This window comes from Planococcus sp. FY231025 (assembly GCF_052078085.1).
Classification (GTDB): Bacteria; Bacillota; Bacilli; order Bacillales_A; family Planococcaceae; genus Planococcus.
Window position 1 is genome coordinate 231830 of the sequence record NZ_JBQJJG010000007.1, and the last position, 21313, is coordinate 253142.

The following is a 21313-nucleotide window of genomic DNA, read 5'->3' on the forward strand; positions in this document are numbered from 1 at the left end:
AATTGTTAAAAAACTTTGAATGATTTCGAATTCATTTCAACTTCACAAAAGAAGCTGCTTCTAAAATATGATGTGACAGGTTGTAAAGGATAGTATCGGGATACGGGGAAGTAGTGATTTTTCATTCTCGATATTCCGCAAAACCGCTGCGCTTGCCTGCGGGTGAGCGCCAAGCCTCCTCGGTCGCTTCGCTCCCTGCGGGGTTTCAGCCGTCTCGTCGCTACGCTGCCCCGCAGGCGTCTCCGCTGTTTTGCTTCATATCTCAGATAGTATTGCTAACTAGGTAGAATTATCAGCTTTGATTGAACTGCACCAGCGCCGGCGCGTCCACGAGCTAGGCGAAGCTATGAGACGAGGGGTTTTCTCGGCTCATGGCGGGAGCCATGCCCTAAGCGCCGAAGCGGCATATCAATATTCTCATCATTACTTCACCATATACCGATAAGTTTTTGTAAGTTATAAGCTTGTTTGTTTCATTGAATTGAAACGAAGGTTGGCGCCCCTGCTTGCCTTCCAAAAGAAGATAAGAAAAAGCGCCAGGATATGGGATTGTCCTGGCGCTTTCCGTTTAGCGAGTTTCTGCGTTTAATGCAACTTCCGGTTCGGCAGCAATTCCAGCTTTTTTATCTTGTGCCTCGTGCAGCTTCACCATCGCAAAGCGTGCGATCGGCTGGATGACCAGGCTTTCGGCGATCAGGACGATCATGAAGTTGCGCGGCCAGCTCTGCACCCAGTTGGTGAAGAGTTCTGAGTGGAAGCCATTGCCGACGACGTCGCCGATCAACGTCATTGCGGCTGACATCCCGAGTACGGTGAACAAGATCCGGTAGTGGATTTTGGCGTTGAAGCTGTCGGAGGGCTTCGTGAATTTCGCAGTCAAGGTTTCAGCCATACGGCCGAAAATGACCGGTTCGATGATCATCACGATGATCCACATGATCGGCACCATTTTGACGATGCTCCACAGGACATCTCCGTTGAAAGTCCCGGCAAAATAGATGGCGCTGTATGAAGTCATGAACAGCACGGTCATGGTGGAGATCAGGCCGCCGTATAGGAGGCCCTCTTTCCCGTTATGGGCAATCGTTTTTCTAAATGCATTTTTTTCTTCCTTTCGGCTTTCGTTTATTCGACTTTTTCTACACTGGTTTCCAGTACGTTTGAAGCCTGTTGAAAACTATAGCAAAACGTGGCTGGCTCTCGTAAGTGTCCATTGTGTGTCCATTTCGGAAGCGGTCCATTCCTTGATTTCTTTGCCGGTTCCGCCGTTCTAATTGGTATAATAAGGGCAATAGGGGGGGAGCGAATATGAACCTGGATAATTTAAAGCGCAACGTGCCGGCAAAGATCTATAACCGCGGAGTGGATTATTTCATTAAGGGTTCTGTTCAAGAGTTGAAACAAGAATCCCCGAATCACTGGTATGCAAAAGTGGAGGGGACGGAAGACTACCATGTCTCGGTCTACCTCAAAGATGCGGGGATGATTCTTTCGACATCATGCACGTGCCCATTCGAATCGGATTCGCTCTGCAAACACGAAGTGGCGGTCTGTTTGGCCATCAGCCATTATATTGAAGAAAATGGTCCGGCAGAAGTTGCAGAAGTGGAAATTCTTCAGCAATTAAAGAGTTTGAAAAAAGCGGAGCTGATGGAAATCCTGGAGGAACTGACGGAGCAGGAGCCTGCCGCAATGACGTTTTTGATAAATAAATTTTCACAAGCGGCTGGCTTGGACGAAGCGGCTGCAAGGCGCCTCATCCGCAAATCGGCAGCTCGGGGAATCCGCAGAGGGTTTATTGAGTGGGATGAGGTGGACCAAGCGGTGGAAGGGGCTTGGGAAGTCTACGATTATGCCGAGAAAATGGATCCGTTAAAAACAGGCGAGAAAATGATCCGGCTGTAGTTGACCGTAGTAATGGAATGCGTCGAGCTTCAAAAGATTGCGGATGATTCGTCCGGTACGATCGGAAGCGCCATTTCGGCGAGTCTGGATGCGATCGGGGAAGTGATGGAGGTCTGGCCGGTGGAATTTGAAGAACCCATAATAGACCGCATGCTGCTGCTCCTGTCCGACCATATCCTGTATCACATCAAACAAGATATGGGCGACGCGCCCATGTCCCTCGTGGATTCGGCCATGCAATGGATTGAGCGTTTCCCGGTCAGCCAAAAAATCTTTGATGTTATCGAGAATATCGCTGTGAGCGATGCTGTAAGAAATAAAACCTATCACTATGAAGCGGAACGGCTGCGCATGTTTCAGCTGGAGATCCTATACCGCCAGCAGGACGGCCAGGCAATTGAGGCGTTCATCAAAATGCACCGGCAATATCCACGCATCCGCAAAGCGGAAGTGCAGCGGGCAATGGACGCCGGGGATACCGATGGAGCGGTGAGGTTTTGTAAAACGTATGAAGAAATGGATGCCGCGTCCCCGGGATTGGTGCAGGACTGGAAAATGCTGCGTTTTGATGCCTATCGGCAAGCGGGGTACAAAGTGCATATGAGGGATCTTGCTTTTGATTTGGCTGCTGGAGGAAACGAAGTATATTACCATCGATTGAAAGAACTGGTGCCGGCGGAATCATGGCCAGATACCGTGGAAAGGCTCCTTTCGAAGCTGGGCGACGGGTATTGGCAACAGGCCCTATATGAATCAATCCTCATTACCGAAGGCATGACCGAAAAACTGCTCGAGCATTGCCGCTCGAACCTGAGGGAAATCGAAAAGTTGTATCCTCATTTGATAGAGATTTATCCTCATGAAGTGGAAGAGATTTTCACAGCGTATATTTATCAATCTATCCGGGAAGCGGGCGGACGCCCGCAATACAGAGCAGCTTGCGGGAAAATCAGGAAGTTCGGACAAGCTTTGGGCCGAGAGGCGGCAGTGCGCCTGCTGGAAGAAATCCGTTTTGCCTATCCGAACCGTCCGGCATTGCTCGATGAATTGTCGAAACTCTGAGTTGGCGAGAAGACTGGAGGCAAAGAGCCTGCAATGAAAGGAGCCGGTAGAAATGGCTGAAAGATTTATCAGTGAACAGGGCAATACCATCACGATCAACACATTGGCAGCACCGGCGCTTGAAGCGTTTGGGCAACGGAGCTATCTGGGCGGCCGTGTGACAATAAAGGAAACGGCTCTGCCCGACAGCAAAATCAATCATCCGCTCCATGCAACGTGCAAGACCGTCTACCGTGTGGAAATCAAGGAAGGCTTAAAAGATGCGCATGGAAGCGGGGAAGGCTTCGCCATGAACCTGATCTGCCAAGAGGACGAGTTCTTTTATTCCATCCAGGAAGATTATCTGCGCCTGCTCGACGACGAAGAAATCGATGAGGCGGAATTGTGGACGCTCCTGTCGCCACGGGTAGAATTGCCGGTGCCGAAAGCCGTCGGCAGTGCGCATGTCTCGAAGCTTTCTGCAGGAAATGTGCGGCACCTGCTGAAGCGCACCGAAGCGGAAAGGGAGAAATTTGCGAAGCGCCCGAATGCGGGACACCTCGAAATGTCTCCGACAGAAGTTGAAAAATCGATCCGGAACCGCTTTTATGTGGTGCTGAATAAATTCCAGGAAACCGAAGCGTTCCAAAGCAGCAAAGGCACGGGCTTCCTTGAATTCGACGGTGCGGGGTTCCGGGAACTCGAAGATGGGGAAGTGCCGGACATCCCGGGAGGCGGCCTGAAGCGAATCGCCATCATCGTCCACGGGCTCGCTTCAAGGATCCGGAAAGCGTACCATGAGTTGGCGATCCATCTGGAGCGGGAAGGCTTCCATGTTTTCGGGTTTGATTACCTGACGATCAACCAGCCGATTGCCGACAGCGGCAAGGGGCTCTCCGAGAATATCAAGAATCTCAGAACGAAATACCCGGAAAGTGAAGTGCTCATCGTGGCCCACAGCATGGGCGGGCTGGTCGCACGTTCGGCGGAAGTGTTGCATGGCGCCGAAATCGACCAGCTTATCATGGCTGGGACCCCGAACAGCGGCTCGCTCCTCATCAGCAACCAAAACCTGGTCCGGAACCTTTTCCTATTGGGGAGCCTCCTGAAGCTGCTGCCGATCAAAACCGAAGATCTCCGGCAGCTCATCGTCTCGAAGAAGCTGAGAGGCTTGGAGGACCTGGCGAACAAGAGCGCGTTCATCAGCGAGCTCAATGCTAACGACCGGCTGCATTACAGCAAAAAGTATTTTTCGCTCGCGGGGCAGTTCGAAGGCGCGCCGCATGACCTGATCGTACATAGCGGGAACATGACAAAAATCAACGAAACCCACATGCCGTCGATTCCAATCGAGAAGCATCATTTCGAGTATTTTAAAGGGGCGGGCTGGCACGAGCCGCTCGACAAGGCATTATTGTATTTAAAATGAAGAACAGGTAAAGGATGAGCCGGATGAAAGCTTTCGCATCTCACGATGAACAGATCACCATACTCCAAAACCGCGGCCTTCTGGTGCCGGACAAGGCAGCAGCGAAACGCGTGCTGTCGCGCGAGAATTATTACGCCCTGGTCGACGGCTATAAAGAGCCTTTTCTGGAACACGACGAACGGCTGAATCCGTATGGGCTGGAGCAATACCAGAAAGGGGCCGAGTTCGGGCATCTTTATGCGCTGTACCGCTTCGACCGCGAGCTGCGCATGCTGCTGCTCAACGAGCTGCTGAAATTCGAGAAGAACATCAAATCGAAAGTGGCGTACCGCTTTTCCGAAAAGTTTCGGGAGGCCGACAGCTTTTTGGAAACGGCCCATTACAGCCTGGACCCGGCGCATCACCACGAGCGCGACCGCATCATCTCGACGCTTGCGAACCTGATCAAAAGCCATAAAAAGCGGGACCGGGTCAGGTATCCGGCAATCCGGGAATTTTACGACAAGCACAGGAACGTGCCGCTTTGGGTGCTGGTGAACTTCCTGTCGCTCGGACAGATCACAAACTTTTATTCCGTCATCGACGAAGGACTGCGGGAGCGGATTGCACAGGATTTCGCCGAAGAGTTCAGCGAGGAATACGAACAGGCCCGGCTGAAGCCGGAAGAGCTCGATGCCATCCTGCGCCTCGTGTTCCCGTACCGCAACAAATCCGCGCACGAGGAAGTGCTGTACCGGTTCCGCCTGCCGCATCCGGAAAAACTGGACGGCGTTGAAGCGAGCCTCCGCATGGCAGGGGGCAGCCTTGCAAAAGGCACTGTGTATTCAGTAGTGAGTGTACTGCGGCTACTATTGGCAAAAGAGGAATACGACGTCTTCTCAGTTGAATTGGAGCGGCTGATGGCCGAGCTGAAGCGGGAGCTGCCAGGGCGTGCGTACGGCGCAATCATGCGCGATACCGGTTTCCGGGAGAATTGAACAGCGGTTTTTATAATCTTTGAAAAGGGGATGGGCGCATGATTTACGCTGCACTGCTCAGAGGGATCAATGTCGGAGGCAATAACAAAGTCAATATGAAAGAGCTCAAGCAGGTTTTCGAAGAAGCGGGGATGACATCGGTCAAGACGTACATCAATTCCGGGAACATCGTCTTTGCGGATGCGGGCCGCGCCAAGCAGGAAATCATGGCTGTATTGGAAGAGGCCATCTTCGCCCATTTCGGTCTGCGCATCAAAGTGCTGGTGTACTCGATCGATGAATACACACGCATCGCCGAGGCGGTGCCGGATGACTGGACGAACGACGACCGGCTGAAAAGCGATGTGCTGTTCCTATGGGAAGAAGCGGATGAAGAAGCGGTGATGGAGCAACTGCCGCTGAAGCCGGAAATCGACCGCGCGCATTATGTGGCGGGCGCCATCCTGTGGTCGGTGGACCGGGACAAGGTGACCAGGAGCGGCATGTCGAAAATCGTCGGCACCAAGCTCTACAAGCTCGTCACCATCCGCAATGTGAACTCGGTGCGGAAAATCCTTGAACTGATGAAAGAACTGAAGGAATAAAACCTGAACCGCCATCCAATTCAAAGGAAGGCGGTTTTGGCGTTTTTAGAAGCCTCCTCTTCAGCTGCGGATCTTCGTCGCCGAATTTGTCTTGCTACCAAGTGCAAAGAATCCTCTTAAATTCCAGTTGAAAAGCGTTCGTAAACGTGGCTGTAAATTAACGAACGTCCGTAAAATGTTTTGGCACATTTACGAACTTTTTTTTTTTGCGTTTTCGGCTGTTTTAAAGCGTTCGTAAAGGTGTACTTTTACGAACGCTTCTTTTAGAGTGAATCAGCAAAAGATGATTTATAATCGAACGCAAAATAATTGGAGGGAAAGGATGGGCTTTACTGGAGTATTCGTCTGGCGATTCGGTTGAACAATTCTACAGCACAAGGTAAAACTTCCTCCTGAATGTCGAACTTCGGATGATGGTGCGGTGCAGGTAGGCTAGATCCAATCATCATATAGGTAGCTTTTCCACCTTTTTCCTGAACTCGTTCAATCATGTAGCTAGCATCTTCACTGCCTATACCTTTGCCGTTCCCATTGCCGAATGAGGTAAATCCTTCCACTTGCTTAGCCTCTTCTATAGCTAACTCAACTAATTCCTGGTCACAACTAATTGGAATAGCGGCACCAATAATTTCAATTTCATGTTCAAGCTCGTGCATAGCTGCGCTTTGAGCGATAATATTCCTTACTCTTTTTTCTAAATCTAAGTTCACTTCTTTAGAAAGAGCTCTAGTTTCAACTTTCATTTTTGCATACTCGGGAATAATATTAGCTGCCGTTCCACCTTCTAAAACCCCTACATTGACACGAGTAAGCCCTGAACTAAAACGCGGGATTGCATGAATATTTAATAAAGCAGTGGCAGCTCCCATCAAAGCATGCCGACCACTTTCCGGACTAGCCCCTGCGTGAGAAGCTATGCCATAGAAATGACCTTCCATTTTTGTCGTTGCGAGGAACTCTGTTGACCCTCCATGGAATTCTCCGGTCGGAACATCTGCTCCTAGATGATGGCAAAAGAGATAATCTACATCATCCAGTAAACCTTTCTGAACAATTGAGTACGCTCCACGAACCCCTTCTTCGGCTGCTTGAAATATTAGTTTAACTTTTCCGGAAAAATGACCGTCTGAGAGTTTTTCAGCAAGTCCCAATCCAATAGCGATATGTCCATCGTGACCGCATGCATGCATGGTTCCTTCATATTTTGAACCAAATCGGTTGGCTTCAGGATGGTGGTCCATTTCCTGAGATTCTAAAATCGGCAATGCATCAATATCAAAACGAAAAGCAATTGTAGGGCCAGGTTTTTTCCCTTCTAAAACCCCCACAACAGTAGTATAGCCACCTTTCATCTGCGAAATAATTTCGGAATTAGCTCCGTCCTTTATGGCTCTATGATATTCCTTTTCTAGCACCCCAACAGTTGGCACGCCTTTCCTTGACTCTTCATCCATTGCATCTCTTCCATAAATGACATCGTATCCAAAAAAAATTAAGAGTTCTACTATTTTAGAAGCGGTTCGGAATTCAGTAAATCCGACCTCAGGGTACATATGAAAATCTCGTCTCAAAGAAATAATATCCATTCTTTATCGCCTCACTTTCAATTTTCGAAAAGCTCTAATCCAAGAGATAATCTTAAAAAAATGAATATTTATTGAAGAACAGATGCGCTTTGGTTAACATCTACTTTCCTTCTTCATCTATAAAAGTATAATTTACAGAAGGCATTACTAAAAAATTAGTACCTATAAAAATAATTTTGAGTCTCCTCTTTATCATTTGTTAAGCTCAATGCCAACATTAGAAGAATCCGTGCCTTCGGGGGATTTAATGATCCAGAAATGATATAACCGTATTGATTGTCCATTTCAGTACGGCTTACGAATCCTGTAGCGAGCCGTGAGGAACGTCTGACAAGGACTTCGCTATTTATCGCATCCGGAATTCCAGCCTGTGTTTGTGCAGAAAGGGTATAACCGCCAGTCGTGGCTACGACGATTCCTTTTGCGCCGGCTTGTACCGCTGCATCATATAAATACCGGTCGTCGCCTTGATGCGCATAGATTTTACCGAGCTGGTCTTCTAAGGTTATTTTGATTTAATCCCTGCACCGCAAAGAGGGATGATTATTTTTTCTTCGGGTATCTTTGCGTACTTGAGATAGCCCGCATAGTTTACTGCTGATGTTATTTCCACATAGAATCCCTTGTCACTCAGGGCAGCACGTGCGCTCAAGATTTCGTTTTCTTCAATATTAATAAAGATGCCTCCAGTATTGCGTACAGCTTCTAAAATCTGTTGGGAACGGGCAGGGGCAGCAATGGCGATGCCTTCCGCTAAAGTTCCTCTGTTGGCAACAGGTGCTGCTGATTGCTCGCCGGATTGGAAAGCTTTCGCAAGGGGCGCGCAATTGTCCGCTTGAATGGCTACGATTTTCGGCATTTTATCGATTAAGCTATTTTCGAGCAACTCTTTAAAGCCATAATACGCTCCCAAGAGAAGGGTGCCGTTGCCAACCGGAATTATTAAAACGTCTGGCGCACCTGCCAGTTGTTCATAAATCTCATAAGCATATGTTTTTGTCCCTTCGTAAAAATAAGGATTGTACACATGGCTGGCATAGAACACATTTTCTTCGTCTACTGCCTGCTGTGCCGCAGCTGCCACATCCTCCCGTGTACCGCGGATCTCTTTGATCGTGGCACCGTGCGCTTTGACTTGTGCGATTTTCTTGGGTGAAGTTTCATCGCTTAGATAAATGTCACAAGGAATCCCACAGCGTGCTGCATACGCGGCAATGGCTGTGCCAGCATTGCCGCTGCTGTCGGCAATTACCTTTGTTACGCCTAATTCTTTTGCCTTTGTCATTAACACAACAGCGCCACGGTCTTTAAAGGATAAGGTAGGCATCATATAATCGACTTTTACGTAAACATTCGGTTCTACAGAATCCAACACGATTAAAGGTGATTGACCTTCACCCATCGTCACAGATTCCCATGTGTTAGAATTTTTTTCGAAGGGCATGGTTTCGAAATAACGCCACAATGAATTCGGGTAGCTGTTCCAAGAGCTGACATCAATTTTAGGGGTGTCTTTTGCTATATTTAATACTCCTCCGCATTCGCATCTCCATAGAGAAGGTGTAACATCGTACTTTTTACTGCAGCTATGGCAAATAAATTGAGTCATCTTTTATCAACCTCTCAATACTTTTTTATATAATATAGACTTTTTTATATGCTGTAGGTAAAAAAATTAGATATAGGCGATGGCTTCCACTTCAATTTTAAAGCCAAAGTGCAGTTCGTTGGTCGGAACCACGGTCCGAGCCGGTTTTGATTCACCAAAAAACGCTTTATAGACGCCATCTACTCGACTCCAAAGCTGCACATCCGGTATATACAGCGTCATGCGCAGAATCTGCTCTTTCTTACTTCCAGCGGCTTCCACAATCTTTTCTATATTCTTCAGCGCTTTTAACGTTTCTTCTTCGATCGTGCCAAATTCTTTTTCACCGGTTTCTGGGTTGATGGCAAACTGGCCCGATACGTAGATCGTGTTCTCGTGAATGGTAGCCAATGCATAGTGGCCGTTGGATTTTAAATTTCCTACTTCAAAAAGGCTTTTCATGTAATTCTCCTTAACTTGATTTATTTTTGATATCGTCCAAATAGCTGTAAACCGTTACTTTAGAAATACCCAGCAAAGAGGCGACTTTCTCAACCGACCCTTTCATAAGAAAAATACCTTTCTCGTCCATAAATCTTATTAATTCAATCTTTTCATAGCGTTTCATGAATGGATGAACACTGTTTTGAATGATTTGCTGGATCAGCTGATCCACTATTCCTTCAACATTCTCAATTTCATCTTCTGACGAAGGAGTTCGATTTTCTTGCACGTCGACTGGTGGAGAAAGAAACGTATCCATAAAATGCTGCATTTGATTCAGTGCTTCCACATCAAAATTGATACAGAATGCGCCAATGACTTTTTGCTCGTTATCCCGTATCAATGAAGTTGAAGAACGAATGGTGCGATTGTCTTCTGTTTTGAATGAATAGCCCGCGAGATGATCTTCTTTGAACTGTTTGGATTGCAAAACAGTTTTCACCAAGTGATCGAAAGATTGACCGATTTCTCTGCCTGTAACGTGATTGTTCACGGTAAACATGACGGAAGCATGAGGGTTTGTTAAATCATGAATCACGATTTCACAGTTCGGCCCGAACATTTTTGCGGTGGATTTGGCTAAAGGAATATAATTTTCTAATATGCGCTTGATTTCTGTCATCTCTAACGACCCCATTTTTTAAAATTCTATTCAAATATATATTTTTTTCTATGAAAAATCAAATTATATATAATTTTTTATATATAATTTGAAAACTTCTTATAAGCGAAGAAAATCAACTCAAAATAAATAGTATGCTCCTAAGTATACTAGGTCGTAAAATTTAGATTACATATCATGAATTTATCGGAAGGCAAGAGACTCATGTATGAGCTTCTAGTCTTTTTATTTTGGAAAAACGAGCTTATACGTACACTTAATTAAATAGAATGGAAGTCTACATAAAGAAATGGCCTCATTTTATTATTCTTAATATGACACGCAGTTGTCTTATTAAGAATGGTACAGTGAGTTCAATAAGATGAAAGAGGTGAACTGATCGATGGGTGATTGCGCGTGGCCGAAAAGCACTGGACTTTTGCAAGCTTATCATAATGAGGAATGGTGCCGTCCGAATCGGGACGACAGATATCTTTTTGAAATGCTGACATTGGAAGGGGCACAGGCCGGCTTATCCTGGAGCATTGTTTTAGCGAAACGGGAAGCATACCAGGCAGCGTTCAAAAACTTTGATATCGAATATTGCGCTGGATTGAGTGATACGGATTTAGAAGCCATAAAAGTGAACTATCAGGTCATCAAGCATTTTTCGAAGCTTCAATCCATTCGCAGCAATGCGCAAGCCGTATTAAAGATACAAAAAGAGTTTAAGAGTTTCTCCGATTTTTTATGGCGCTTTGTTGAATATAATCCCGTTATTAATAATTGGAAGACCGAGGGGGAGATTCCGTCCCAAACCTCATTATCCATACTGATCAGCAAAGAGTTAAAAAAGAGAGGCATTAAATTTGTAGGTCCTGTCACTACGTATTCCTTTTTGCAAGCCATCGGAATAGTGGATGATCATATTCAATCGTGTAAGTTTCATACATTGAACAAATAACCGGCGAGGAGAATTGATATGGAATTTAAACAAGCGATTGACCAGTCATTGGAAATTAGAAAGGCCTATCATGAACTGGAGGAAAAGCACCATGGTTCCGTTTGGTCGGTGCAAGAGGATGCGTTGGCATTTTTAACCGATGCAGCGCTTATCGGGCGTCTGACACTGGCTCATGAGGAAAGGTGGCCAGTGGGCAGCGATCCTGAACCTGAACTTAAGCACAAGATTGGAGAGTCTATCTGGTGGATCATTATTTTAGCCGAACGGATGGGCATCGACTGCAACCAAGCATTGGAACAGTTCTTAGAGGAAAAGGAAAAGCAATTCTTATGAGAAATATTTGGCAGGAGGTTTCGCTGTGACCATCATTAGGCATTTTGAAATCATCTATATCCTTCTGGATAAAAAAAGAGTAACTGCCAAAGAACTAGCTGAGCATTTCGAAGTCTCAACACGAACCGTTTACCGCGACATAGATTTGTTAAGTGGTGCTGGCATCCCGGTTTATGCCAGTAAAGGAAGGGGGGGAGGAATTTCTTTACTCGAAGGATATGCCTTGAAGGCTTCATTATTTACTCGTGAAGAACAAGCAGATATCCTGATAGGACTGCAGACATTGGCAGTGACAGATTTTCCGGATACAGAAAAAGTCTTAAAAAAGGCCGCTCAGTTATTTAAGCGGGACACGAGTAACTGGATGGATATTGATTTTTCGCCATGGGGAAGCAGAAAAAAAGAAAAGCAATTATTCTTTTCATTGCGGGATTCGATCATTTATCAAGTTAAAATTCGATTCACCTACTTTAATTCGAGTGGTGTGAAAAGTGAGCGATACGCAGAGCCATACCAACTGCAATTTAAACAAAATGCTTGGTACCTCGTAGGTTACTGTTTAGAAAAAGAGCAATTTCGTATTTTTAAAATCAGCAGGATGCGAAAAGTGAGCGTAACTAAAGAGCCCTTCGTTTTAAAACCGATGCCAGAAGGAGTCGGGGAGGCCGAGAGAGAAATTGGCAAGTTATCCATACCAGTATCGTTTCAGGTATCTCCAGAAGGTGCATATCGAGTGTATGACGAGTTTGACGAAGATATGATTTCTAAGAATAAAGATGGCTCCTTTTTAGTTAAAGCCCGCTTGCCGGATACTCCTTGGTTAGATTCTTATCTATTGTCATTTGGCACATTACTGGAGAAAGTGGATTCGGAAGAAGTACGGTTAAGGCTTTTAAAGAAAGTCGATCAAATAAAAAATAATCTTAAATGAAAGTAAATAAAGATACTGGATGCTTACTGCTATTGAGTGTTAAGGTTTACATATCGTTGGATTATCGGCAACAGCAAAGAATATAACTTCATTGAATAAAAGGAAGAGAGAATGCTGGTATTCTCTCTTCCTTTTAATTTTTTAGAATTCACTTATTAAAAACGGATATCCTTATTCGAACTCGAATTTGGAAACTTTTGTAACTTTATGTCGTTAATAAAGAGTACATAAACTTTCTGCTAAATGAGAGTAGTTTTAAAAAAAGGATCCGACTGAACCATTTATATTTTTAATAAATCTTCATAACAAATAAAAAATAATGGAGGCGTAATCATGTGGTTCATACTCGGCCTTATTGCAATAGCAGCGACTTATATAAATCTTTATATGTATGCCAGTGGCAAAGACTATAAATTGGCAATGGCAATGGGATTGTCATTTACAGCTTTAACAGTCGTGGCAGATTACAGCATGGTGTCCGATTGGGTGAGGGCAGAAGATTGGTCTGCTTTACTGGATGTCGTGCCCATCAAGGCAGTGGCGTTATGGGGTTTGACGATTACATCGATTTTATTGAATATAGCTCCTATATTTTTAGAGCTGAAAAAACAAAAATAAATAACTTATTCTTCTTGGCTAAAATTTTTTCTTATCATGAATTTCTTATCTTTTTAGTTTGCAGAACTGTACTTTAAAGACTGCTTGTTTTACATGCATAACGACAAGAGCGGTGAAGCAGGAAATTAGATGGCTTCAAGAGAACTAGGTAAATACAGAACTTATTAAAAAATGAAGTTGGTGAATTGTGGAACTAAAGAATAAAGTTAAAAAGTTTATTGATAATCAATACAAAAATCCAAAGGGCTTGATCGGGACTTATATCGGTGAAAAGATGGTCGTGCAACATAAACCTGAAACACTATGGACAATTGAACGATTAAATCTTCAGCCAGGAGACAGTGTATTGGAACTCGGATGTGGGGCTGGCTACGCCATGAAACTTATTTTGAAGAAAAATATAGTTAAAGAAGTTGTAGGGTTGGACCTATCGCCGGCTGTTATCCGATCAGCTGCCATTAGAAATAAAAAATCATTACAAGCAGGAAAAGCGAAGTTAGTACAGGGGAATGTGAATAGTTTACCTTGTGAAGACGAGCAATTTGAAAAAGTATTCAGCATCCACACCATCTATTTTTGGGATGAACTATCTGCCACTGTAACCGAAATATTTCGGGTCTTAAAACCTGGCGGGAAGTGCATCATTACGCTTTGTAATGGCAAGAACGAGGAGAAGTGGGAAGGCATAGATCGCATGGTAAGGGATCAGTTAATTCCGCTTATGAAGAGCCAGGGATTTTCCGAAGTCGGATTAATAAAAGGTCCGAGTTCAAGGGGCTTTCATACTGTAGCAGTTTCCGGTAAAAAGAAGGATTAAGCAATTGTCTATTGCATAAACAGAAAGGGAGGAAAGTGGCCGATTCCCGCACAGCTTTCCTCCTTTTCTATTGAAAGAAGTATTTCTGTAAACAATCGGGTTTGGCTGTGTGTAATAATTTTTTTTAGTGTAAGATTTCTTTTGAAGACGATTATGCGTACTATTCGTTTAATGGAAATTCCGTTAGTTTTTTGATCAAAGAATCAATGATGGCATGCCTTCGGATTACTCTCGCGGTTTCCGGCGTTCCCATCCGGGACAAAGTAGTGGGACCACTTAAAGGACCTTTTCAAATTCATTTTTATCCGAAAATCAAATTAATCACTTTACATACTATAGGGGGGTACTGTATATTGGTTTTGTGAAGTCAGTAGAGGAAATGAAAATCTCGGAGAGACAAGGGGGAGTGGAAAACAAAAGAATAAGAATGTACGAAGCCAACAGTAGGCTAGGATAAAGCGATTAGTATTTTTTTTACCTTAAATTATACCCTCTACATGTATAGGGTATTAATTCGATTCTTGCCGTGTAGAAATCTTTGCGGAGATCAATCAAGAGAGAGTGGAAAAAGCGATTGGAAAAACAAGAGGAAATAAAGCTCGCCGTTAATTGCAGTATCGGAGTCAGCGCGAAACTAAACGCCGGACAACTGGCGCTCATTTACATACTGGATTGCCTATCGACTGCGGGCGGAGAACAAGTGAAAAATCGCAAACGGACAGCAGAAAATGAACTTCCTGCTACCTAATCAAATGCTAGAAGGAGATGTAACCATGTCAACACACACACCAACGATTCAACAACCGGATCCAAAACGCTGGAAAGCACTCGTGCTTTTATGCTTTGCAAACTTTCTTGTAATGATGGATTCAGCGATTGTCCAGATTGCTTTGCCTTCGATCAAAGAAACGCTGGGGTACAGCCAGGAAAGTCTGCAATGGGTGATGAGCGCCTTTCTTCTTTTCTTTGGCGGGTTTCTGCTGCTCGGTGGCCGATTAGCGGATTTATTCGGCAACCGGCGCATCTTTAATCTAGGCGTCATTATTTTAATCATATCCTCCTTGTTTGCCGGTCTGGCTTGGAGTGAGATGAGTATGAATGTAGCACGAGGCGCACAAGGATTGGCTTCTGCTTTCATCGCACCGGCAGCGTTGTCTTTAATCATGCTGCTGTTTTCCGCCAATCCGAAAGAGATGGGGAAAGCCCTGGCTTTCTGGGGACTTTCCGGTGCAGCTGGTGGCGCACTGGGCATCGTGTTCGGCGGCGTGATCACTGAATTGTTCGGTTGGCGCTGGACGTTATTGATTTATGTCCCGCTCAGTCTCATCGTGCTAATCTTCTCTCCCAAGCTTTTGCAAAAGAGCGTACGCAGAGCAGCAGGCCGCGTCGATTACCTTGGGGCAGTGTTAGTGACTGTTTCGCTTATGCTGATCGTGTATGGAATTGTCATGGCGGAGCAAAGGGGTTGGCAGTCGTTCAATACTTTAGCGGCTTTAACAGTCGGCGTTGTCCTGTTCTTGATTTTCTTGCTGGTTCAAGCCAAGAAAAAAGAGCCGCTTGTGCCGCTGAGTATTTTCAAGTCACCTAATTTGACCATCGGAAATATTTCCGTATTCTTGATTGCGGCATCGTGGTTCCCATTGATCTACATTTTGGTGCTGTATTTGCAGCAAGTCTTGCAGCTTTCGCCACTCGGCGGTGCGATGGCCTTGCTGCCGATGCCGATTTTGATGGCGATCTTCATGGTTGCAGTAGCGGAAAAACTGATGGCCAAACTGGGCATCAAGAAAACCATGATTATCGGATTTATCATTCTCGGAATTGGGGCCATCCTGTTTTCGCAAACTGCGACAATTGAAGGGAACTATTGGACGAACGTCTTGCTCGCCTCATTACTGGCAGCACTAGGTAATGCCCTTGCTTATTTGCCGGCAACAACAGCATCGGTGTCTGCAGTCGAATCCGAAAAATCGGGGCTGGCTTCAGGTCTGTACAATACGTTTTATCAGATAGGCTCTGCAATCGGATTGGCCGTCATGGTAGCGGTTGCCGGAGCGGCGACGGCTTCAAGCGGTTCAGCAGATCCGATTGCGTCGTTGAATGCAGGGTTCCAGCAAGCATTCTTCTGGTCCGGAATAGTAGCATTTGCCGGTGCAGTTCTATCGTTCATATTTGTACGTACTCCTGAGTTGGCACACATTCCCGCAGAGGAATAAAAACTAGGGGAAATCATTTTTGAAAATGAAAAGTGGACTTCTAAACGAATCAATTGCTTTGACAAAAAGCCGCTATTTTCGTAAGATACGGGTATAGGGTATATTGATTCGGGGGGGTTCAAATAATGGAAGAAATGATGAAATCAACAGTGCAACCCAATAAGCAGCAACTATTGAACCGGTTGAAACGGATTGAGGGACAAGTTCGCGGTGTCCATCAGATGGTAGAAAACGATCGCTATTGTGTGGATATCCTACATCAAGTCAGTGCCATTCAATCGGCGATGAACAAAGTATCTCTGGCTTTATTGGAGGATCATACACATCATTGTGTAACCAAAGCCATCAAAGATAACAATGGCGAACAAGCAATCAGCGAACTGATGGATGTCATGAAAACCATGACGAAGTAAAAGTTAAGCAGTTGATTTACTTGAATTAGCTTTAGCAACTTTAAGGAAACTAAATCTTAGGAGGAATAATGATGAATGAAACATTGAAAGTAGAAGGCATGTCTTGCGGACATTGTGTTAAATCGGTTGAGTCAAGCGTAGGCAAACTTCAAGGCGTTGAATCGGTAAAAGTGGACCTTGCTAAAGGTGAAGTGGCAGTGGACTTTGACAGCAATAAAACGTCATTGGCTGAAATTCAGGAAACAATCGAAGAAAAAGGATATAGTGTCGTATAAAAGTGCTATTTGAAAGGGCTGCTGGCCATTTCGGCGGACGCATTGCGATGAAGTGCGCAGGACTGCAACATTCCCATCAGCCGTTATAGAATAAGGAAAAGGCCCGAGGAGAAAAGCATTACTTTTTCTCCTCGGGCCTTTCGTTTTCGGCTTTTTAGAAAGACTCTTTCCTTGCCAATAAGGATTGTGGATTCCCTTTTCCATTTTCCAAAAGGTTTATTGTATTCTAATCTGTATAAACCATTAGTAAAAATAAATATACTAAAACTGTAAATGCATATTGAAAGGTGAGATCTATGGAACAAAAAGAAGAGGTTACAATCAAACCTTTGGAGGAAAAACTTATAGGAGTTGTGAATAAAGCAAACGAGCCTTTTCCGGTGATCGGAAAAATTCTCCCTCGCTTTTTAGACGGTGCCTGGTCATACGAAGAACAGTTATATGAGACCAAGTCGGAAACGCGTTTTCCGGATGACCAGCTTCAATGGAAAGCGTATATCGACAGCGAGGAGAAAGTGGTGTTTTTGGCGTTCCATGAAGAGGAATGCATTGGGCAGATTCGCTTGGTGAAAGACTGGAACCGCTTTGCCTATATTGAAAATATCGCCGTCCGCACAAGTTTTCGCAAAAGCGGAGTTGGGCGCATGCTGCTGGAAGTTGCAGAAACATGGGCGCAGGACAAGTCTTTGATCGGCCTATCCCTTGAAGCACAGAATGACAACGTGATTGCATGCCATTTTTATGAGAAAGAAGGGTTTGTGCTGGGCGGTGCTGATACGATGAAGCAGCACGCAAATCCGAATATCGACATTACGTTGTACTGGTACAAGGTTTTCGGAGCTTAAGAAACGATAGCGTGGCAAGGCTTCCATCCCTTCGTTTCTTAAAAAAGCACCATGAATATTAGCAGGAAATCATTACATAGTTTACATATCATGAATATTAAAAAGGGTAGGAGCTTTGCTTAAAGTTCCTGCTCTTTTTTTGTCCATGAATGCATACTTTTACGGACACTTATTAAAATGCGATTGCCTAAGCCGGTAATTAAAAAACTTGGAGCAATGAATACGATAGAAAAGTATTCATTACACCAAGTTTTATATTAGCCAGGCTATTTATTGATCACAATGGAAAGTTGGTAGTTTACATGCTCATTCAACTTGACCAGAAATTGATCCAGTTCTTCGTTGGATGGGAATTTGCATTCGAGCAAGTAGCAGCTGTCCCCGCTGATTTTGTAATTGTTGAGCACGTATGGCTCTTGAGTTTTCAGAAAAGACAAGTAGGGCTGGTGGTGTGTGCTTTTGGTATAAATACTGATGATGGCGTGCACATGATACCCCAACTTTACTTGGTTGATTTTGACGGTATAGCCTTCGATAATTCCGCTGCTTTCCAACTTCTCCACGCGGGCCGAAGCGGCAGGTCCGCTTAAGTGGATTTTCTTCCCCAACTCTTTCATCGAGATGCGGCTGTTCCGGGAGAGTTCATCTAATATCTGTAAATCCGTATTATCCAACATTTATTTCATATCCTTTCAATAATAAAGTCAAAGGGGGAAAAGACTTGATTTAAGCTGTGTATTTCTAAAGTGCTCTTAGTATACACTTATCGTAATTCAAACTAAAGGAGTTAAGAATATGAACATACAACAAATCCGAAACGCAACATTGGTCATCGAATACGCAGGGAAAAAGTTTCTAGTAGATCCGTTCTTGAGCGAAAAAGGGGTTTATCCGCCGTTCCCGAATTCAGCGAGGCAAGACCAAAACAACCCGCTTGGTGGCTTGCCAATCTCAGTCGATGAAATCATCCAAGATCTGGACGCTGTCATCGTGACGCATTTGCATTTGGATCACTGGGACGATGCTGCCAAAGAGGCATTGCCGAAAGACATCAAATTGTTCACCCAAAACGAAGAAGATGCAAAAGAAGTTCAAAATGCCGGGTTCGAAAACGTGGAGGTTCTGCAGGAAGATACGGCCTTTGAAGGCATCCAATTGAGCAAGACAAAAGGCGAGCACGGCAGAGGGGAAATATTGAAACTTGCCGGCTTGGTATGCGGCGTAGTCCTTAAACACCAGGACGAAAAAACACTCTACGTAGCAGGTGACACCGTTTGGTATGAAGGCGTACAAGAAGCCCTCGATGCGCACAATCCTGAAGTTATCGTAGTTAACGGCGGCGACAACCAATTCGTCGAAGGCGGTTCGCTCGTCATGGGGAAAGAAGATATCTTTGAAGTGCATCAAGCAGCACCCGAAGCGACCATCATTTCCGTCCATATGGAAGCAGTCAACCACTGGGCGCTATCGAAAGCGGAATTGAGAAATTTTGCGGCTGAAAAAGGTTTCTCTTCTCAGATAATTGTGCCAGAAGACGGTGAATCTTATACATTTTTACAAATCGAAGAAACATTGCGCCAAAGAGACGCAGTAAAGTAGTGAATTGAACAAACCGAAATTATGGACCAAGGATTTCATCATTCTCTCTTTAGTGAATTTTTTCTTGGTCTTTGTTTACCTGTTGTTAAATGCCACAATCGCGCTTTATGCGCTCAAAGAATTCGATGCAACGACCGGGCAGGCGGGCCTGACAGCTGGCATTTTCATCATTGGAGCCTTGGCAGGGCGGCTGCTGGCCGGAGGGATCAGTGCCAGGATCGAATACAAGCGCTTGATGATGATCGGACTTGTCTTCTTCACGCTGACAATCCTGTTGTACCTGGCGGATTTCGGTCTTGCGTTTTTCATTATCAGCCGATTTTTGAACGGTACTGCCCTTGGCGTGGCGACGACTGTAATCGGCACCCTTGTGGTCCTCGCGCTGCCCGCCGCCAAAAGAGGAGAAGGCATCGGCTATTTCGCTGTCAGCACAGCGATGGCGACGGGCCTTGGGCCGTTCGTTGGCTTATATATGGCACACCATACCGATTTCAAGATGATTTTCATCTTATGTCTGCTTTTGGGAGTTGTGAGTACAGCGATTGGCTTCTTCGTCAATGTGCCCGATACGGAAAAGGGTGAAGTGGAAAGGGAAGACAAAGGCTTCAGGCTTTCCAACTTTATCGAGACGAAAGCACTTCCCATCAGTTTCATTGTGCTGCTCATGACGTTTTCCTTCTCGAGTGTTCTTTCGTATATCAATCTATACGCCATTGAACTGAACTTGGTGAGAACAGCCAGCTTTTTCTTCATTGTCTATACCGTGACCGTTTTGATATCCCGGCCGTTCACTGGGCGGTTGATGGATCGGATAGGGCCAGATTACATCATGTATCCGGCGTTTGTGGTGTTCGGTGCCGGAATGATTCTCCTGGGCACTGCAAGCAGTGCTGCTGCTCTTTTAATCGCAGCGGCTCTCATCGGAATCGGATTCGGGAATATTTCTTCCATCAGCCAGACAATCGCAGTTTCAGCTGCTGCTCCTCATCGGATGGGACTCGCTACTGCGACATTCTTCATTTTTTTCGACATCGGCAATGGATTTGGTCCTTCACTTTTAGGGCTGGTGATCCCGATAACCGGTTATCCAGTGATGTATATGGCGCTGGGCGTGGCCGTACTTGCGACATCTTTCCTGTATTTCGTGTTGTTTGGAAAAAAAGAAAAGAATGGCCGCATGCGCCTGATCGAAGAAAAAGAATGACCTGGATTGAGGCTGGCGAAATACTGGCTTTACGTGCAATGAACAGTTTAGGTTGCTAATGCATTTTTCAATTCAAAGACAAAGAGGTCGCGGAATGCATTTCTTCCGCGATCTCTTCTATTTTGCCCAAGCTTTTGACAAGGTAGACATGCTTTGGGTGAACAGAAGTCAGAAAGAGTAACGAATAGGAGCGGACTGCATGAGTTTAAAAATGGAACCATTAACAAAAAAACAAAGCGAATTCACTCAAGTAAAAGAGCTGTATTATGGATCCTTCCCAAAAAATGAACGGATTCCCATGAACCTATTGATGTGGAAAGCAAAAAGGGAGTTTGTCGACTTTCTCGTAATCTACGACGAGGACGAATATATCGGTTTTACTTACTTGATCTCCCATGAAAATTTGACCTACGTCCTGTATATCGCAATTGACGGAAATGCCAGATCAAAAGGCTATGGCGGCCGCGCACTCGCCAAAATCAAAGAGAAGTATCCGGACAACCGCATTATCCTCAATATAGAAGTTGTGGATGAGTCTGCCGGCAATTACGCGCAAAGGGCAACGAGAAGAAATTTCTACGTCCGGAATGGGTATGAGGGCTCCACTTATTTATACCAAGACCGCTGGGGCTTGTACGAGGTCATGGTACAAGGAGGCAAGGTGCAGATCGATGAATTTTATGCTTTACTGGAGAACTTTGCAGGGGCTTTGCTTTTTTCAGTGTTCAAGCCGCACATCACATCGTCTGCGGAAAGATAAATCAAATGCTTGAATCAATAGGTTGAAGTTAAAGAAGTATAAGCGCAAGGGCATAAGCGGGGGCAAACCGTCCACTCAAATGGAAGAAGAGATGCCGATTGCCACATTGCCAAAGCAAACAAT

At 45.0% G+C, this 21313-nt stretch carries 24 protein-coding genes; 17 read left to right on the top strand and 7 right to left on the bottom strand.

Features of this window, described 5'->3' with window-relative positions; all coding sequences use genetic code 11:
• Positions 1–568: 568 nt before the first annotated feature.
• Positions 569–1033 (bottom strand): DUF2798 domain-containing protein, encoded by a 465-nt coding sequence (locus ACTL32_RS10935; protein WP_441341508.1) that lies wholly within the window; start codon positions 1031–1033, stop codon positions 569–571.
• A gap of 275 nt (positions 1034–1308) precedes the next feature.
• Between ACTL32_RS10935 and ACTL32_RS10940 the strand changes: the two genes are divergently transcribed.
• Genes ACTL32_RS10940 through ACTL32_RS10960 form a run of 5 tightly spaced genes read left to right on the top strand, consistent with a single transcriptional unit; the run spans position 1309 to position 5936 of the window.
• Positions 1309–1905 carry an SWIM zinc finger family protein gene (locus tag ACTL32_RS10940; RefSeq protein WP_441341509.1) on the top strand — a complete coding sequence of 199 codons (597 nt, stop codon included), beginning with the start codon at positions 1309–1311 and terminating at the stop codon, positions 1903–1905.
• Positions 1906–2967 carry a hypothetical protein gene (locus tag ACTL32_RS10945; protein ID WP_441341510.1) on the top strand — a complete coding sequence of 354 codons (1062 nt, stop codon included), beginning with the start codon at positions 1906–1908 and terminating at the stop codon, positions 2965–2967.
• Positions 2968–3019: 52 nt separating this feature from the next.
• The gene (locus ACTL32_RS10950) at positions 3020–4375 is read left to right on the top strand and encodes an esterase/lipase family protein (RefSeq protein WP_441341511.1); all 1356 of its coding nucleotides are present in this window, start codon (positions 3020–3022) and stop codon (positions 4373–4375) included.
• A gap of 23 nt (positions 4376–4398) precedes the next feature.
• Complete coding sequence (locus ACTL32_RS10955) at positions 4399–5352, top strand: Abi family protein (protein WP_441341512.1); 954 nt, start codon at positions 4399–4401, stop codon at positions 5350–5352.
• A gap of 38 nt (positions 5353–5390) precedes the next feature.
• Complete coding sequence (locus ACTL32_RS10960; protein WP_441341513.1) at positions 5391–5936, top strand: DUF1697 domain-containing protein; 546 nt, start codon at positions 5391–5393, stop codon at positions 5934–5936.
• Between the two features lie 329 nt (positions 5937–6265).
• Here the strand turns inward: ACTL32_RS10960 and ACTL32_RS10965 are convergent, their stop codons facing one another.
• The 5 genes from ACTL32_RS10965 to ACTL32_RS10985 form a co-directional block, all read right to left on the bottom strand.
• Positions 6266–7522 carry an amidohydrolase gene (locus tag ACTL32_RS10965; RefSeq protein ID WP_441341514.1) on the bottom strand — a complete coding sequence of 419 codons (1257 nt, stop codon included), beginning with the start codon at positions 7520–7522 and terminating at the stop codon, positions 6266–6268.
• 155 nt (positions 7523–7677) lie between these two features.
• Positions 7678–8037, bottom strand: a complete 360-nt coding sequence (locus ACTL32_RS10970) for a hypothetical protein (RefSeq protein ID WP_441341666.1) — start codon at positions 8035–8037, stop codon at positions 7678–7680.
• Entirely contained in the window at positions 8028–9131 is a 1104-nt protein-coding gene (locus ACTL32_RS10975; protein ID WP_441341515.1) for a threonine synthase, read from the bottom strand. The genes ACTL32_RS10970 and ACTL32_RS10975 overlap by 10 nt, the downstream gene beginning before the upstream one ends.
• Before the next feature lie 66 nt (positions 9132–9197).
• The gene (locus ACTL32_RS10980) at positions 9198–9572 is read right to left on the bottom strand and encodes a RidA family protein (RefSeq protein WP_441341516.1); all 375 of its coding nucleotides are present in this window, start codon (positions 9570–9572) and stop codon (positions 9198–9200) included.
• Positions 9573–9582: 10 nt separating this feature from the next.
• Positions 9583–10236: a helix-turn-helix transcriptional regulator gene (locus ACTL32_RS10985; protein ID WP_441341517.1), complete on the bottom strand. Its 654-nt coding sequence runs from the start codon at positions 10234–10236 to the stop codon at positions 9583–9585.
• 382 nt (positions 10237–10618) lie between these two features.
• Between ACTL32_RS10985 and ACTL32_RS10990 the strand changes: the two genes are divergently transcribed.
• From ACTL32_RS10990 to ACTL32_RS11030, 9 genes are all read left to right on the top strand, one after another.
• Positions 10619–11179 carry a DNA-3-methyladenine glycosylase I gene (locus tag ACTL32_RS10990; RefSeq protein ID WP_441341518.1) on the top strand — a complete coding sequence of 187 codons (561 nt, stop codon included), beginning with the start codon at positions 10619–10621 and terminating at the stop codon, positions 11177–11179.
• An 18-nt stretch (positions 11180–11197) separates the two neighbouring features.
• Positions 11198–11512, top strand: coding sequence for a MazG-like protein (locus ACTL32_RS10995; RefSeq protein WP_441341519.1), 315 nt, complete (start codon positions 11198–11200; stop codon positions 11510–11512).
• Between the two features lie 25 nt (positions 11513–11537).
• The gene (locus ACTL32_RS11000) at positions 11538–12443 is read left to right on the top strand and encodes a helix-turn-helix transcriptional regulator (RefSeq protein ID WP_441341520.1); all 906 of its coding nucleotides are present in this window, start codon (positions 11538–11540) and stop codon (positions 12441–12443) included.
• Positions 12444–12776: 333 nt separating this feature from the next.
• A complete protein-coding gene (locus ACTL32_RS11005) occupies positions 12777–13061 on the top strand; it encodes a hypothetical protein (RefSeq protein ID WP_441341521.1) in 285 nt (94 codons plus the stop codon).
• A 187-nt stretch (positions 13062–13248) separates the two neighbouring features.
• Entirely contained in the window at positions 13249–13878 is a 630-nt protein-coding gene (locus tag ACTL32_RS11010; protein ID WP_441341522.1) for a class I SAM-dependent methyltransferase, read from the top strand.
• 773 nt (positions 13879–14651) lie between these two features.
• Positions 14652–16094, top strand: a complete 1443-nt coding sequence (locus ACTL32_RS11015) for an MFS transporter (protein ID WP_441341523.1) — start codon at positions 14652–14654, stop codon at positions 16092–16094.
• A 125-nt stretch (positions 16095–16219) separates the two neighbouring features.
• The gene (locus ACTL32_RS11020; RefSeq protein WP_441341524.1) at positions 16220–16507 is read left to right on the top strand and encodes a metal-sensitive transcriptional regulator; all 288 of its coding nucleotides are present in this window, start codon (positions 16220–16222) and stop codon (positions 16505–16507) included.
• Between the two features lie 68 nt (positions 16508–16575).
• The gene (gene copZ / locus ACTL32_RS11025; RefSeq protein ID WP_441341525.1) at positions 16576–16782 is read left to right on the top strand and encodes a copper chaperone CopZ; all 207 of its coding nucleotides are present in this window, start codon (positions 16576–16578) and stop codon (positions 16780–16782) included.
• 296 nt (positions 16783–17078) lie between these two features.
• Positions 17079–17627, top strand: coding sequence for a GNAT family N-acetyltransferase (locus tag ACTL32_RS11030; RefSeq protein ID WP_441341526.1), 549 nt, complete (start codon positions 17079–17081; stop codon positions 17625–17627).
• Positions 17628–17893: 266 nt separating this feature from the next.
• Here ACTL32_RS11030 and ACTL32_RS11035 read toward each other — a convergent pair whose 3' ends face one another.
• Positions 17894–18304 carry an Lrp/AsnC family transcriptional regulator gene (locus tag ACTL32_RS11035; RefSeq protein ID WP_441341527.1) on the bottom strand — a complete coding sequence of 137 codons (411 nt, stop codon included), beginning with the start codon at positions 18302–18304 and terminating at the stop codon, positions 17894–17896.
• 118 nt (positions 18305–18422) lie between these two features.
• Between ACTL32_RS11035 and ACTL32_RS11040 the strand changes: the two genes are divergently transcribed.
• The 3 genes from ACTL32_RS11040 (at position 18423) to ACTL32_RS11050 (ending at position 21190) form a co-directional block, all read left to right on the top strand.
• Positions 18423–19226 carry an MBL fold metallo-hydrolase gene (locus ACTL32_RS11040; RefSeq protein WP_441341528.1) on the top strand — a complete coding sequence of 268 codons (804 nt, stop codon included), beginning with the start codon at positions 18423–18425 and terminating at the stop codon, positions 19224–19226.
• Positions 19227–19230: 4 nt separating this feature from the next.
• Entirely contained in the window at positions 19231–20430 is a 1200-nt protein-coding gene (locus ACTL32_RS11045; RefSeq protein WP_441341529.1) for an MFS transporter, read from the top strand.
• Between the two features lie 199 nt (positions 20431–20629).
• Entirely contained in the window at positions 20630–21190 is a 561-nt protein-coding gene (locus ACTL32_RS11050; protein WP_441341530.1) for a GNAT family N-acetyltransferase, read from the top strand.
• Positions 21191–21313 lie beyond the last annotated feature (123 nt).